This is a genomic window from Actinomadura flavalba DSM 45200 (genome assembly GCF_000374305.1).
GTDB classification, from domain to species: Bacteria; Actinomycetota; Actinomycetes; order Streptosporangiales; family Streptosporangiaceae; genus Spirillospora; species Spirillospora flavalba.
Map to the genome: position 1 here is coordinate 1 of NZ_KB894096.1, position 13,693 is coordinate 13,693.

The 13,693-nt window shown below is 73.4% G+C and carries 11 protein-coding genes and 1 rRNA gene; 9 read left to right on the top strand and 3 right to left on the bottom strand.

Annotated elements, in window-relative coordinates; genetic code table 11:
* Positions 1 to 126: 126 nt before the first annotated feature.
* Positions 127 to 243, top strand: a 5S ribosomal RNA gene (gene rrf, locus C229_RS0116015).
* A gap of 70 nt (positions 244 to 313) precedes the next feature.
* Positions 314 to 454 carry a hypothetical protein gene (locus C229_RS0116020; RefSeq protein ID WP_155884880.1) on the top strand — a complete coding sequence of 47 codons (141 nt, stop codon included), beginning with the start codon at positions 314 to 316 and terminating at the stop codon, positions 452 to 454.
* A 9-nt stretch (positions 455 to 463) separates the two neighbouring features.
* Here the strand turns inward: C229_RS0116020 and C229_RS0116025 are convergent, their stop codons facing one another.
* Positions 464 to 1,078: a TetR/AcrR family transcriptional regulator gene (locus tag C229_RS0116025; protein WP_018656096.1), complete on the bottom strand. Its 615-nt coding sequence runs from the start codon at positions 1,076 to 1,078 to the stop codon at positions 464 to 466.
* 102 nt (positions 1,079 to 1,180) lie between these two features.
* On the opposite strand from C229_RS0116025, the gene C229_RS0116030 reads away from it, so the two are divergent.
* The 7 genes from C229_RS0116030 (at position 1,181) to C229_RS0116060 (ending at position 11,732) form a co-directional block, all read left to right on the top strand.
* Positions 1,181 to 3,094 carry an acyclic terpene utilization AtuA family protein gene (locus tag C229_RS0116030; RefSeq protein WP_018656097.1) on the top strand — a complete coding sequence of 638 codons (1,914 nt, stop codon included), beginning with the start codon at positions 1,181 to 1,183 and terminating at the stop codon, positions 3,092 to 3,094.
* A gap of 56 nt (positions 3,095 to 3,150) precedes the next feature.
* The gene (locus C229_RS0116035) at positions 3,151 to 4,683 is read left to right on the top strand and encodes an acyl-CoA carboxylase subunit beta (RefSeq protein WP_240487333.1); all 1,533 of its coding nucleotides are present in this window, start codon (positions 3,151 to 3,153) and stop codon (positions 4,681 to 4,683) included.
* 4 nt (positions 4,684 to 4,687) lie between these two features.
* Positions 4,688 to 6,649, top strand: coding sequence for an acetyl/propionyl/methylcrotonyl-CoA carboxylase subunit alpha (locus C229_RS0116040; RefSeq protein WP_018656099.1), 1,962 nt, complete (start codon positions 4,688 to 4,690; stop codon positions 6,647 to 6,649).
* A 20-nt stretch (positions 6,650 to 6,669) separates the two neighbouring features.
* A complete protein-coding gene (locus tag C229_RS0116045; RefSeq protein WP_018656100.1) occupies positions 6,670 to 7,824 on the top strand; it encodes an acyl-CoA dehydrogenase family protein in 1,155 nt (384 codons plus the stop codon).
* Positions 7,825 to 8,133: 309 nt separating this feature from the next.
* Positions 8,134 to 9,009, top strand: coding sequence for a HalD/BesD family halogenase (locus C229_RS0116050; protein ID WP_018656101.1), 876 nt, complete (start codon positions 8,134 to 8,136; stop codon positions 9,007 to 9,009).
* Between the two features lie 69 nt (positions 9,010 to 9,078).
* On the top strand, positions 9,079 to 9,921 hold the full coding sequence (locus tag C229_RS0116055; RefSeq protein ID WP_018656102.1) for a hypothetical protein: 843 nt from the start codon (positions 9,079 to 9,081) through the stop codon (positions 9,919 to 9,921).
* A complete protein-coding gene (locus C229_RS0116060; RefSeq protein ID WP_018656103.1) occupies positions 9,918 to 11,732 on the top strand; it encodes a choline/carnitine O-acyltransferase in 1,815 nt (604 codons plus the stop codon). Before C229_RS0116055 ends, C229_RS0116060 begins: the two co-directional genes overlap by 4 nt.
* Before the next feature lie 259 nt (positions 11,733 to 11,991).
* On the opposite strand, the gene C229_RS0116065 is transcribed toward C229_RS0116060, so the two are convergent.
* Both C229_RS0116065 and C229_RS0116070 read right to left on the bottom strand, forming a co-directional pair.
* Positions 11,992 to 12,564, bottom strand: coding sequence for a P-loop nucleotide/nucleoside kinase family protein (locus C229_RS0116065; protein WP_018656104.1), 573 nt, complete (start codon positions 12,562 to 12,564; stop codon positions 11,992 to 11,994).
* The gene (locus C229_RS0116070; protein WP_018656105.1) at positions 12,561 to 13,631 is read right to left on the bottom strand and encodes an enolase C-terminal domain-like protein; all 1,071 of its coding nucleotides are present in this window, start codon (positions 13,629 to 13,631) and stop codon (positions 12,561 to 12,563) included. The genes C229_RS0116065 and C229_RS0116070 overlap by 4 nt, the downstream gene beginning before the upstream one ends.
* Positions 13,632 to 13,693: the final 62 nt, after the last annotated feature.

The window sequence follows — 13,693 nt, forward strand, 5'->3', positions numbered from 1 at the left end:
CCGGCTTCGTCGGTCTGGTGTGGGGGGTGTGGGTTAAGTGAATATCGAGCCTGATGCTCGAACGAGGATTTCCCGCCCCTGGGCGGACTGCTTCGGTGGTCTGGGACAGGGGTTGGGGGTGAGACGTTCGGTGGTTTTGGCGAAAGGGAAACACCCGGTCCCATCCCGAACCCGGAAGTTAAGCCTTTCAGCGCCGATGGTACTGCATGGGAGACTGTGTGGGAGAGTAGGACGCCGCCGGACTTACTTTAGGAAGGCCCCACCCGTGACGGGTGGGGCCTTCCGCATTTTTGGGGTTTCTTCCTTATTGGCCTTGCCGCCTGTTGCCTTCGCCCACGATGTTCTGTCGTTCTGCGGCCAAGCCCTCACCGGCGGCGTCCTCACGATCTCCGGCCGCACCGACGACGTCATGAACACCGGCGGCGAGAAGGTCGTCGCCGGGCATTCGGGCTGATGTGTCGTTTCATGGGCGTGGGCGGAGGATGGATTCGAGGGTGGTCGCCCAGTGGGTGAGGAGGTTGGTGCGGCGGGGGGCGTCGTCGGTCAGGAGGTCGGCGAGGCCGAGGCCGCGGACCAGGTCGAGGGTGGCCTGGACGGCTTCGCGGACGCCGGGGACGGACTCGTCGGCGCCCAGGGCTTCTACGGTCAGGCGGTGGGCTTCGCGACCCACCCGGGCCTCCAGGGGGAGGACCTGGGCGCGGAGCTGGTCGTCGGAGCTGGCGGCGACCCAGAGCTGGAGGGCGGCGCGGAAGAGGGGGCTCGCGAACATCTCGCCGAGCTGCATGACCACGTCGCGGACGGTGGGGCGCTGGTCGGCGAGGGCGTCGAGGTGGTCGCGCATGCGGGTCATGCGGACCTCGCTGCCGTACTCGACGGCGGCCGTGACCAGCTCCTCGCGGGTGGGGAAGTGATGCTGCGCGGCGCCGCGTGAGACGCCGGCGCGTTCGGCGACGACCGTCACGGTCGTGCCCGTCCAGCCGACGGACGCCAGGCAGTCGATCGCGGCCTCCAGGAGGCGCTGCCGCGTGGCGCGGCTGCGGTCCTGCCGGGGTTCGCGGGGGGCGGCCTGGGTCGTCATCGTGTCCTCGGGTCGGTGGCGATCTCTAGTGAACCAAACCGCGACGGCAAAAAACAATCAAGCGCGATTGATTTTTTCGGGACGGGCTGGCAGGCTGCGGCCATGAGCGAACCGCTGCGGATCGGCAACGCCTCGGGTTTCTACGGCGACCGGTTCTCCGCGGTCCGGGAGATGCTGGAGGGCGGCCCGCTGGACGTCCTCACCGGTGACTACCTCGCCGAGCTGACGATGCTGATCCTGGGCCGGAGCAAGCTGAAGGACCCCCACGGCGGGTACGCGACGACGTTCCTGCGCCAGATGGAGGAGACGCTGGGCCTGGCGGTCGAGCGCGGGACGAGGATCGTCACCAACGCGGGCGGGCTGAACCCGCGCGGGCTCGCGGCCAAGCTCCGCGAGCTGGCGGAGAAGCTGGGCCTGGACGTCGCGGTCGCGCACGTCGAGGGTGACGATCTGCTGCCACGCGCAGGCGATCTCGGTCTGGAGGGCGGTGCCTACGGGCCTCCGCTGACGGCCAACGCCTACCTGGGCGCGTGGGGCATCGTCGAGTGCCTGAACGCGGGCGCGGACATCGTGGTGACGGGACGGGTCACCGACGCGTCCCTCGTCGTGGGGCCGGCCGCCGCCCACTTCGGGTGGGCGCGCGACGACTGGGACGCGCTCGCGGGCGCCACCGTCGCGGGGCACGTGCTGGAGTGCGGCGCGCAGGCGACGGGCGGCAACTTCGCCCACTTCAACGAGATCTACAATGTAAAGGCGCTGGGTTTTCCGCTTGCCGAGATCCACGCGGACGGGTCCAGCGTCATCACCAAGCACGACGGCACCGGCGGCGCCGTGACGACCGAGACCGTCACCGCGCAGCTCCTCTACGAGATCGGCGGTCCGGCGTACGCGGGCCCGGACGTGACGACGCGGTTCGACACCGTCCGGCTCCGCCAGGACGGGCCCGACCGCGTCGAGATCAGCGGCACGCGCGGCACGCCGCCCCCGCCGACGACGAAGGTGTGCCTCAACCACCTCGGCGGGCACCGCAACGAAATGACGTTCGTGCTCACCGGCCTGGACGTCGAGGCGAAGGCCGAGATGACGCGGCGGCAGCTTGAGGAGGCGTTCGGCGACGGGCGTCCCGCGCGGGTCGAGTGGACGACGATCGGGACGGCGGCGCCCGACCCGGCGACGCAGGGCGAGGCGACGGCGCTGCTGCGCTGCGCGGTGCTCGACCCGGACGCCGACAAGGTCGGCCGCGCGTTCAGCGGCGCGGTCGTGGAACTGGCACTGGCGGGCTACCCGGGCTTCACGATGACGTCGCCGCCCGGGAAGGGCGCGCCGTACGGGGTGTACAAGCCGGCGTTCGTGCCGAACGAGACCGTCGAGCACGTGGCGGTCCTTCCGGACGGCACCCGGCGGCCGATCGCACCGCCGACCGTCACGCGTCCGCTGCCCGAAGGGGAGGGCGAAACGAGCCCGCCTGTGAAGCAGACAGCGGCCGGTAGCGATGCCCTCCCGCCGGGAGAGGATGACGTACCGCCGTCTGCGATGGCCGGGCAGGACGCGGGGCACGCTGTGCAAGGCGCCCGCAACTTGGCTGGGGACCCCCTTGATTCAAGTCTTTCGCATCACGGGGGCCGCGAGAGGCCGACGCCGCAGCCTGTGGACAACTCCGGGGAGAACGAGGAGGGCTCCGCCTGTGTCGTCCGGGTTGCGTTGGGGCGTATCGCCGGGGCCCGTAGTGGTGACAAGGGCGGGGACGCCAATATTGGTGTCTGGGCCCGGGACGATGCTCAGTGGGAATGGCTCGACGGGTACCTCACCGTTGAGCGGTTTCGGGAGTTGCTGCCCGAGACGCGGGCGTACGCCGTCGCCCGTTACGCGCTGCCGCATCTGCGGGCGCTGAACTTCGTCGTCACCGGGCTGCTCCAGGAGGGCGTCTCGGCGTCGACCCGTTTCGATCCGCAGGGCAAGGCCCTGGGGGAGTGGCTTCGCGCCCGTCATGTCGATCTTCCGGAGACGCTGCTGTGACACTGAAGAGCACGCTGGACACCGCCGGTCCCGAGTACGGGGAGCGTCGCGCGGCGATGCTCGCCAAGCTCGGTGAGCTGGAGCGGGAGCACGCCGAGGCGCTGGCCGGTGGCGGGGAGAAGAAGGTCGAACGGCACCGCAAGCGCGGGAAGCTGCTGGCGCGGGAGCGGATCGAGCTGCTGCTCGACGAGGACGCGCCGTTCCTGGAGCTGAGCCCGCTGGCGGCGTGGGGGAGCGACTTCCCGGTCGGCGCGAGCGTGATCTGCGGGATCGGGGTGGTCGAGGGCGTCGAATGCATGATCGTCGCGAACGACCCGACGGTGCGCGGCGGCGCCAGTAACCCGTGGACGGTGAAGAAGAGCTTCCGCGCGTCCGACATCGCGCTGGAGAACCGGCTTCCGGTGATCAACCTGGTGGAGTCGGGCGGCGCGGACCTGCCCACCCAGAAGGAGATCTTCATCCCGGGCGGGCGGATGTTCCGCGACCTGACGCGGCTGTCGGCGGCGGGCATCCCGACGATCGCGCTGGTGTTCGGCAACTCCACGGCGGGCGGCGCGTACATCCCGGGCATGTGCGACCACGTCGTCATGGTCAAGGAGCGCGCGAAGGTGTTCCTGGGCGGGCCGCCGCTGGTGAAGATGGCGACGGGCGAGGAGTCCGACGACGAGGAGCTGGGCGGCGCCGAGATGCACGCCCGCACGTCGGGCCTGGCCGACTACATGGCGGTGGACGAGCCGGACGCGCTGCGCCTCGGCCGCCAGATCGTCAAGCGCCTCAACCACCGCAAGCGGGGCCCGCAGCCGGGCCCGGTCGTGGAGCCGCGCTACGACGCCGAGGAACTGGCGGGCATCGTCCCCGAGGACCTGAAGATCCCGTTCGACCCGCGCGAGGTCATCGCCCGCGTCGTGGACGGCTCGGACTTCGACGAGTTCAAGCCGCTGTACGGGACGAGCCTGGTCACCGGCTGGGCCCGCCTGCACGGCTACCCGGTCGGCATCCTCGCCAACGCGCAGGGCGTGCTGTTCGGCGACGAGGCGCAGAAGGCCGCGCAGTTCATCCAGCTCGCGAACCAGGCCGACACACCGCTGCTGTTCCTGCACAACACGACCGGCTACATGGTCGGCAAGGAGTACGAGCAGTCGGGCATCATCAAGCACGGCGCCCTGATGATCAACGCGGTGTCCAACAGCAAGGTCCCGCACATCACGCTGGTGATGGGCGCGTCGTACGGGGCCGGGAACTACGGCATGTGCGGGCGGGCCTACGACCCCCGGTTCCTGTTCACGTGGCCGAGCGCCAAGTCGGCGGTGATGGGGCCGCAGCAGCTCGCGGGCGTGCTGTCGATCGTGGCGCGGCAGGCGACCGAGGCGCGCGGCCAGGTGTACGACGAGGAGCAGGACCGCGCGATGCGTGAGATGGTCGAGACGCAGATCGAGGCCGAGTCGCTGCCCTACTTCCTGTCCGGGCGGCTCTACGACGACGGCGTCATCGACCCCCGCGACACCCGCACGGTCCTCGGCCTGTGCCTGTCCGTCGTCCACAACGCGCCTGTACGCGGAGCCGACGGCTTCGGCGTCTTCCGGATGTGAGCTGATGATCGAGAAACTGCTGGTCGCCAACCGGGGCGAGATCGCCCGCCGCGTCTTCCGCACCTGCCGCGACCTCGGCATCGGGACGGTCGCGGTGTACTCCGACCCCGACGCCGGGGCGCCGCACGTGGCCGAGGCCGACGCGGCCGTTCGGCTGCCGGGGGCCGCGCCCGGCGAGACGTACCTGCGCGGTGACCTGATCATCGAGGCGGCGCGGGCCGCCGGGGCGGACGCGATCCACCCCGGGTACGGGTTCCTGTCGGAGAACGCCGCGTTCGCGGCGGCCGTGCTGGACGCGGGCCTGACGTGGGTGGGGCCGCCGCCGCGGGCGATCGCCGCGATGGGTTCGAAGATCGAGGCGAAGAAGCTGATGGCGGGCGCGGGCGTGCCGGTGCTGCCGGAGCTGGACCCGGACGCCGTCACCGACGCCGACCTGCCGATCCTGGTGAAGGCGTCCGCCGGGGGCGGGGGACGCGGGATGCGCGTGGTCCGCGCCCTGGCGGATCTGCCGGACGAGGTCGCGGCGGCCCGCCGCGAGGCCGAGTCGGCGTTCGGTGACCCGGCCGTGTTCTGCGAACCGCTGCTGGAGAACGCCCGGCACATCGAGGTGCAGCTCCTCAGCGACGCGCACGGGCACGGCTGGGCGCTCGGGGAGCGCGAGTGCTCGATCCAGCGCCGCCACCAGAAGATCGTCGAGGAGGCGCCGTCGCCGGCGGTCGGCCCGGAGCTGCGCGAGCGGCTGTGCCGGGCGGCGCTGGACGCGGCCCAGGCGATCGGCTACGTCGGCGCGGGCACGGTCGAGTTCATGCTCGCGGACGACGGCCGCTTCTTCTTCCTGGAGGTCAACACGCGCCTCCAGGTCGAGCACCCGGTGACCGAGTGCGTCTACGGGGTGGACCTGGTCCGCCTCCAGATCGAGGTCGCCGAGGGCGCGGAGCTGGACGGCGACGCGCCGGCGCCCGACGGGCACGCGATCGAGGTCCGCCTGTACGCCGAGGACCCGGCGGCGGACTGGCGGCCCGGGACGGGCACGCTGCACACCTTCGAGGTCCCGGGCGTGGACGTGACGTTCGCCCGCCCCGACGGTCCCGGCCTGCGCCTGGACAGCGGGTTCGAGTCCGGCGGCGAAGTCGGCGTCCACTACGACCCGATGCTGGCCAAGCTGATCGCGTGGGCGCCGACCCGCGCCGCCGCCGCGCGGCGGCTGCGCGCCGCGCTCACCGGCGCCCGCGTCCACGGCGTCACCACCAACCGCGACCTGCTCGCCAACATCCTGCGCGAACCGGCGTTCTTGGCGGGTGACACCGACACCGGCTACCTGGACAAGGTCGGCCTGGCCGGGCTCGCCGCGCCGCTGGCGGACGCGGCGGCCGTCCGGCTGTCGGCGCTGGCCGCCGCGCTCGCGGTCGCCGCCGCGAACCGCGCCGCCGCGCCGGTGCAGGGCGGGCTGCCGTCCGGCTGGCGCAACGTGCCCTCGCAGCCGCAGCGCCGGACGTTCCTGACGGCCGACTCCGACACCGGGATCGACGTCGCCTACCGCCTCACCCGCGACGGCCTGGCCGCCGAGGGGTTCGACGGCGTCGCGGTGGCCGCCGCGGCGCCGGACGAGGTCACGCTGACCCAGGACGGCGTGCGGCGCACGTTCACGGTGACGCGGGCGGGCGACCGCGTCGACGTCGACTCCCCGCTCGGCCCGGTCGCGCTGCGGCTGCGGCCCCGGTTCGCCGACCCCAGCGACCTGGTCGCGCCCGGCTCGCTGCTGGCCCCGATGCCCGGCACGGTCGTGCGCGTCGAGACCGAGGCGGGCGCGGCCGTGGCCGAGGGCCAGACGCTCGTCGTGCTGGAGGCGATGAAGATGGAGCACCGCATCGCCGCCCCCGCCGCCGGAACCGTGGCCGAGCTCGGCGTCGCCGCCGGGCAGCAGGTCGAGGCCGGAGCCGTCCTCGCCGTGATCGAAGCATCCTGACCCCCCGAAAGGACCACAGCGTGACCTACAGCGAATCCGAGGAGCGGCAGGCGCTGCGCGCGGCCGTCGCCGAACTCGGCGCCAAGTACGGGCCGGACTACTACGTCCGCAAGGCCAAGGCCGGGGAGAAGACCGACGAGCTGTGGCAGGAGGCCGGGCGGCTCGGCTACCTCGGCGTCAACGTGCCCGAGGAGTACGGCGGCGGCGGAGGCGGCATCGGTGACCTGGCGGCCGTCTGCGAAGAGCTGGCCGCCGCCGGGTGCCCGCTGCTGCTCATGGTGGTGTCCCCGGCGATCTGCGCGACGATCATCGCCCGGTCCGGCACCGACGAGCAGCGCAAGCACTGGCTGCCCCGGTTCGCGGACGGCTCGGTCAAGATGGCGTTCGCGATCACCGAGCCGGACGCGGGCTCCAACGCCCACCGCATCACCACCACGGCGCGCCGCGACGGCGACGGCTGGATGCTGAACGGGCAGAAGACGTTCATCTCCGGCGTGGACGAGGCCGACGCGGTGCTGTTCGTCGCCCGCAGCCACGACCAGAAGGGCAACCTGCGGCCCTCGCTGTTCATCCTCCCGACCGACGCCCCCGGGTTCACCTGGACGCCGATCGACATGGAGATCGTGTCGCCCGAGCGGCAGTTCATCTGCCACCTCGACGACGTGCGGCTGCCCTACGACGCGCTCGTCGGCGACGAGGACGGCGGCCTGCTCCAGCTCTTCGCCGGCCTCAACCCCGAGCGGATCATGGCGTCGGCGATGGGCGCGGGCATCGGCCGTCTCGCGCTGGACAAGGCCATCGGCTACGCCAAGGACCGGCAGGTGTTCAAGACGCCGATCGGCGCCCACCAGGGCATCGCGCACCCCCTCGCCACCGGCAAGATCGAGCTGGAGCTGGCGCGGCTCATGCAGCAGAAGGCCGCGGCCCTGTACGACGCGGGCGACGACATGGGCGCGGGGGAGGCCGCGAACATGGCCAAGTACGCGACGGCCGAGGCCGCCATCCACATCGTCGACACGGCCATCCAGACGCACGGCGGCAACGGCCTCACCTCCGAGTACGGGGTGGGGATGCTCGCGGGCGTCGTGCGGCTCATGCGGATCGCGCCGGTCAGCCGCGAGATGATCCTGAACTTCGTGGCGCAGCACTCCCTGGGGCTGCCCAAGTCGTACTGATCCCGGTAGAGCACCCCGGTCGGCGGTCCAGTTCCCCGCGTGGGGACGGGACCGTCGGCCGTTGTGACGGGACACGGTGAGAAGGAACACAGAACCCTGTTCGGTTGTGATCTGGGCCACTCGACAGGCCGGTCAAAGGCACAGGTCACGGTCGCGTTTAGACCGCCGTGCTAAAGAATCCGCGCGCCTGCGACCCGGAGCGGCCAAGGGCGCTGTGCTAGAACGCCTCACAGATGCGCGGAGGAGCATGACGCCGGCGGGCGCGTCCCGTCCGTTCGGCCGCCGCATGCCCGCGCGGAGAGGACGTCCATGAACGCAGTCGCAGCGCACACGACCGGCCCCCTCGCCGAGGTCGTCGACACCGGCCGCTACCCCCTCCACGACCCTGCCGGGCCCGCGTGGTCCGCCACCGTCGCCCGCGTCCGCGCCGACCTGCGCGACGTCGGATGCAGCGTCCTGCCCGACTTCATCCGGCCCGAGCTGCGCGAGACGCTGCGCCGCGAGGGCGCCGCCATCGCCCCCACGGCCCACTACGACGTCGAGACCGTCAACGCCTACAACATCGACATCACGACACCGCTCCCCGACGACCACCCCGGCCGCCTCACCGTCGAACGCGGCAACGCCTTCGTCGCCCGCGACCGCATCCCCGCCACCGCGCTCATCCAGCGGCTCTACACCAGTGAGGTGTTCCAGCGGTTCGTCGCCGACTGCTTCGGCCTGGACGCCATGCACGAACTCGCGGACCCGCTGTCGGGCCTGTGCCTCAACGTCGTCAACCCCGGCATGGAGCACCCCTGGCACTTCGACACCAACGAGTTCACCGTCTCCATGCTGACGCAGGAGCCCGAGGACGGCGGCGTCTTCGAGTACTGCCCCGGCATCCGCTCGGCCACCGGCGAGAACTTCGCCGACGTCCGCGCCGTCCTCACCGGCGAGGGCGACCACCTCGTCCGGACGCTCACGCTGCGTCCCGGCGACCTCCAGCTCTTCCAGGGCCGCTACTCGCTGCACCGCGTCAGCCCCGTCGGCGGCGACCGGCCCCGCCACTCGGCGATCTTCGCCTATAGCGAGAAGCCCGGCGTCATCGGCAGCGTCGCCCGCACCCGGCAGCTCTTCGGCCGCGTCCTGCCCGAGCACCTGGCCGCCGAAGGCCGCGTCCGCGTCGACGGTCTCCTGGACTAGCGCGGCGCCCGAGATCAGGAACCCCCCGCCTCGATCCCTCGCGCCCGCGAACCGGAAGGACCCACGGCCGTGCAGACCGGAACCCCCGGAAAGATCTCGCTCGACCACATCTACCGCCAGCCCGACCCGCGCGCCTACTTCGGCACGCTGCGCGGCCTCGGCTACTGCATCCCGCAGCTCGCCCAGCCCGCGTTCGCCACGCTGATCGCCGAGCACCGCGCCGTCCACGGCACCACCGCCTCCAGCGTGCTGGACATCGGCTGCTCCTACGGCATCAACGCCGCCCTCACCAAGTGCGGGGCGACCATGGACGAACTGTACGAGCGGTACGCCGGCGACGACGCCGCCGCCCTCACCCGCGACACGCTGCTGGACCGCGACCGCGCGCTGCTGCGCGCCCGCCGCCGCCCCGGCGCTCCCCGCTTCACCGGGCTGGACGTCTCCGCCGACGCCCTGGCCTACGCGCTGGCCGCCGGCTACCTCGACGAGGCCGTCCACGCCGACCTGGAGGCCGCCGACCCCACCCCCGACCAGGCGCGGCGCCTCGCCGGGGCCGACGTCGTCATCTCCACCGGCTGCCTCGGCTACGTCACCGACCGCACCCTCTCCCGCGTCATCGCCGCCCAGGACGGGCGGCTGCCGTGGATGGCGCACTACGTGCTGCGCATGTTCTCCTTCGCCCCCATCGCCGACACGCTCGACGCCGCGGGCTACACCACCGAGGCCGTCGGGGCGCCCGTCCGGCAACGCCGCTTCGCCACCGACCAGGAACGCGACCTGGTGCTCGACGCCATGACCGGCGACGGCATCGACCCGAGCGGGTATGAGACCGACGGCTGGTTCTACGCCCAGCTCCACGTCTCACGCCCGCGCCATCCCACCACCTCTACCCCGACCGAGGAACGACCGTGACCGCGACCCCTGAACTGTCCGCACGCACCTTCGGCAACGAGGACGCGCTGCCGCGCGTCCCGCTGCCCGACCTGCGGGACACCTGCACCCGGTTCCTCACCTGGAGCGCCCCGCTGCTCACCCCCGAGCAGCGCGCCGCCACCGAGGCCGAGATCGAGGCGTTCCTCGCCCCCGGCGGCCCCGGCGAGACCCTGCACGCCGCGCTCGCCGCGTACGAGGGCTCGCCCGGCGTGCAGAGCTGGCTCGACGTGTTCTGGCCGTACCGGTACCTGGGCCGCCGCGACCGGATCGCGCTCAACGCCAACTTCTTCTTCCTGTTCCAGCACGCCGACCTGACCCGCGAGGACCGCGCCGCCGCCCTCATCTCCGGCGCCGTCGCCTACAAGCTCGCCCTCGACGACGAGAGCGTCCCGCCCGTCGTGCAGCGCGGCCGGGCGCTGTCGATGGAGCAGAACAAGTACCTGTTCTCCGCCACGCGCATCCCCGGCGCCGAGCAGGACACCGTCCGTGTCCCCTACACCGACGCGTGGCCCGGCCCCTCGCAGGCCCGGCACATCATCGTGCTGCATCGCGGCAACCTGGTCCGGATGGACGTCGTCGGGCCCGACGGCGCCCCCTACGCCCCCGGGGACCTCGCCGCCGGGATCGGCGCCGTCCTCAAGGAGGCCGCCACCCCCGCCGCGCCGGGGACCACCGTCGGGCACCTCACCACCAAGGCCCGCGCCGAGTGGGCCGCGAGCCGCGCCGCGCTGCTCGCCCTCGACCCCGCCAACGCCGACGCACTCGACGCCGTGGAGACCGCGCTGTTCTGCGTCGCGCTCGACGACGTCGCCCCCGCGACCGACCTGGAGGCGTGCGACCGGCTGCTGCACGGTGACAGCGCCGACCGCTGGTTCGACAAGGCCGTCACGTTCGTGGTGTTCGAGGACGGCGCCGCCGGCATCAACATCGAGCACTGCGGGCTGGACGGCACCACCGTGCTCAGCTTCGTGGACGCCGTCCTCGGCGCCGACGCCGCCGCGCACGCCGCCGCGTCCGGCGCCCGCCCGCAGGGCACCCCGCCGACCGCGCCGGTGCGGTTCACGCTCGACGACGCGCTGCGCGCCGACGTCACCGACGCCGGACACGCCTTCGCCGACTACGCCGCCGCGACCGCCACCACCACCGTCTCCTTCGAGGACTTCGGCGCGAACCGCGCCAAGCAGCTCAAGATCTCGCCGGACGCGTTCGCGCAACTCGCCTACCAGCTCGCCCACCAGCGCGCCAAGGGCCACCTGGGCGCCACCTACGAGTCCATCGCCACCCGCCAGTACCGGCGCGGCCGCACCGAGGCCATGCGCGTCGTCACCCCCGAGATCCAGGCGTTCGTCGCCGCGATGGGCGACCCGGCCGCCGACGCCGCCGCCCGCCGCGCCGCCGCGCGCACCGCCGCCGAGGCCCACGTCGCCCGCGCCAAGGACTGCCAGGCCGGACGCGCCCCCGAGCAGCACCTGTGGGAACTCCAGCTCATCCAGAAGCGGCGCGGCGCCGAACTCGGCGTCACCGAGGAACCCGCCCTGTTCCGCACCCCGGGCTGGACGGTGCTGCGCGACGACTACCTCAGCACCAGCTCGGCGCCCTCGGTCAACGTCCTGTACTTCGGGTTCGGCTCCACGAGCCCGCAGTGCATCGGCGTCGCCTACGTCCTGCTGCCCGACCGCTTCAACGTCTACCTCAGCACCCCGGCGTCGGTCGCCGACGCCATGCACGCCTTCGCGGGCCACCTCCGCGACGCCGTACGCGAACTGGAGGCCCTGCTGGCCTCCGAATGACCCCGACGGCCCCGCACGGCGGCCCGCCCCCACGCGGGACGGGCCGCCCGGTGCGCTCGGCGCGGCCCACCCCGCGAGCGCGGCGGCGACGGGCCGGTGAGCGGGCTCGCTCGGGGGAGACGGCCGTGCCGTGGAACCCGGCGGCGCGGTGAGCGCGCCGGGTGATGGGGCTCGCTTGCGGGCATGGCGGGCCGTGCCCCGCGAACCCGGTGGCGCGGTGCCTGGCCTGTGAGCGGCCTCGCTCCGGGGATGGCGGGGGCTAGTGGGGTTCGGTGAGTGCGGTGATCTGCTCGGTGAGCGGTGTCCGCGCGGTTAGGCGGTTGTCGATGGCGTGGTGGGGGACCGGCGGCGGTTCGCCCGGCCGCTGGCGTTCGGTGAAGGCGTCGAACGCCGCGAGCTTGCCCGCGTCGCGGGGCAGGCCGCGTGCCTCCAGCCGGGCGCGCAGCGTCGCCGCGTCCGTGCGCAGCCACACCAGGGGGACGGGCGGGCCGCCCAGCTCGGCCTCCCACGCGTGCCAGCGGGCCGCGTCGTGGATCGCCGTGGTGAACGGGCCGCTGAGCAGCACCGGGCAGCCCGCCGCGCGGATCTCGCGGGCCGCCGCCGTCAGCCCCGCGTACTCGTGCGGCTTGACGTGCTCGTCGTACCAGGGGCCCTCGCGCTCGCCCGCGTCGCGGCCCGCCGCCGCCAGCGTCGCCGCGACGAACGACGCGTAGACGGTGTCCTTGTCCAGCAGGGCCGGGACCGGACGCAGCCGCGCCAGCAGCAGCGCCGCCACCGTCGACTTGCCCGAGCCCGGCGGCCCCGCCACCACCCACACCGGCGCCCGCGTCATACCGCCAGCCGCATCCGGCGCGTCGCCAGCCGCGCGATGCGTTCCTCGTCGACGTCGTGGCCGAGGCCCGGCTGCGTCAGCGGCACCCCCACCACGCCGCCCGCCGACCGCACCGGCGGCGACACGAACACCGGGCCGCCCGACGGGTCGGTCACCTCGCTCGGCAGCGTGCAGCCCGGCAGCGACGCGAGCGCGACCGCCGCCGCCTGGCCCACCCCGAACACGCCCACGCCCGTGCACCAGATGTCCCACCCGGCCGCGTAGGCGCGGTCGTGCGCGGCGCGCGCCGCCGTCAGCCCGCCCAGCAGGTCGAAACGCAGGTTCAGGACGCGGCCCGCGCCCAGCTCGACCGCCGCCGCGAGCGTGTCCAGGTCGCCGACGGCCGGGGCGACGGCCGCCGCCACCAGCCGTTGCAGGCGCGCGTGCGCCGCCAGGTCGCCGGCGGCGAACGGACGCTCGACCGCGACCGGCTCGTAGGCGTCCAGGGCCTCCAGCGCCGCCAGATGCGCGGGATCGTCGGCGTCGTAGGCGTGCCCGGCGTCCACGACGACCGCCAGCGCCGGGAACGCCCGCCGCACCGCGCGCAGCGGCTCGGTGTCCCAGCCGGGCCGGACCGCCAGCGTCACCCGCGTGTGCCCGGCGCCCACGGCCTGGTTCACCCGGCCCGGCAGCGTGTCCAGGTTCGGTTCCGGCGCGATCCGCGCCGCCGTCACGATCGACGTGCGCGTCCCGCCGAGGGCGTGCGCCAGCGGCAGCCCCCGCCCCCGGCACCACAGGTCCCAGCAGGCGACGTCCACCGCCGCCGCGGCGGCGGGGCCGCCGAGCTGCGCCGCGCCCGCCACGTCCTCGGGGCTCTCCCACTCCAGCCCGACCAGCGCCGGGCCCAGCCGCTCCTCCAGGTCGCACCAGGCCGGGCCGAGCCCGTCCGGCTCGCCTCCGCCCTCCGGGGCGGCCTCGCCCCACCCGACGTTCCCGTCGTCCGCCACCACGCGCACCAGCACGCTCTCACGGCGCCGCCCCCGCGGCATCCGCACCCGGAAGGCGTCACAGCCCACGATCTGGGGCATGCAGGTCCCACCTTCCCGCTCGATCCGTGTCCATTCTGCCCCGCCGCGCGGGGCCGCGCGGC

What these genes read in the sequence shown, in the direction of transcription:
- C229_RS0116025 (WP_018656096.1), bottom strand. Translation starts at nt 1,078, where the DNA reads ATGACGACCCAGGCCGCCCCCCGCGAACCCCGGCAGGACCGCAGCCGC.
- C229_RS0116030 (WP_018656097.1), top strand. Translation starts at nt 1,181, where the DNA reads ATGAGCGAACCGCTGCGGATCGGCAACGCCTCGGGTTTCTACGGCGAC.
- C229_RS0116035 (WP_240487333.1), top strand. Translation starts at nt 3,151, where the DNA reads ATGCTCGCCAAGCTCGGTGAGCTGGAGCGGGAGCACGCCGAGGCGCTG.
- C229_RS0116040 (WP_018656099.1), top strand. Translation starts at nt 4,688, where the DNA reads ATGATCGAGAAACTGCTGGTCGCCAACCGGGGCGAGATCGCCCGCCGC.
- C229_RS0116050 (WP_018656101.1), top strand. Translation starts at nt 8,134, where the DNA reads ATGAACGCAGTCGCAGCGCACACGACCGGCCCCCTCGCCGAGGTCGTC.
- C229_RS0116065 (WP_018656104.1), bottom strand. Translation starts at nt 12,564, where the DNA reads ATGACGCGGGCGCCGGTGTGGGTGGTGGCGGGGCCGCCGGGCTCGGGC.
- C229_RS0116070 (WP_018656105.1), bottom strand. Translation starts at nt 13,631, where the DNA reads ATGCCCCAGATCGTGGGCTGTGACGCCTTCCGGGTGCGGATGCCGCGG.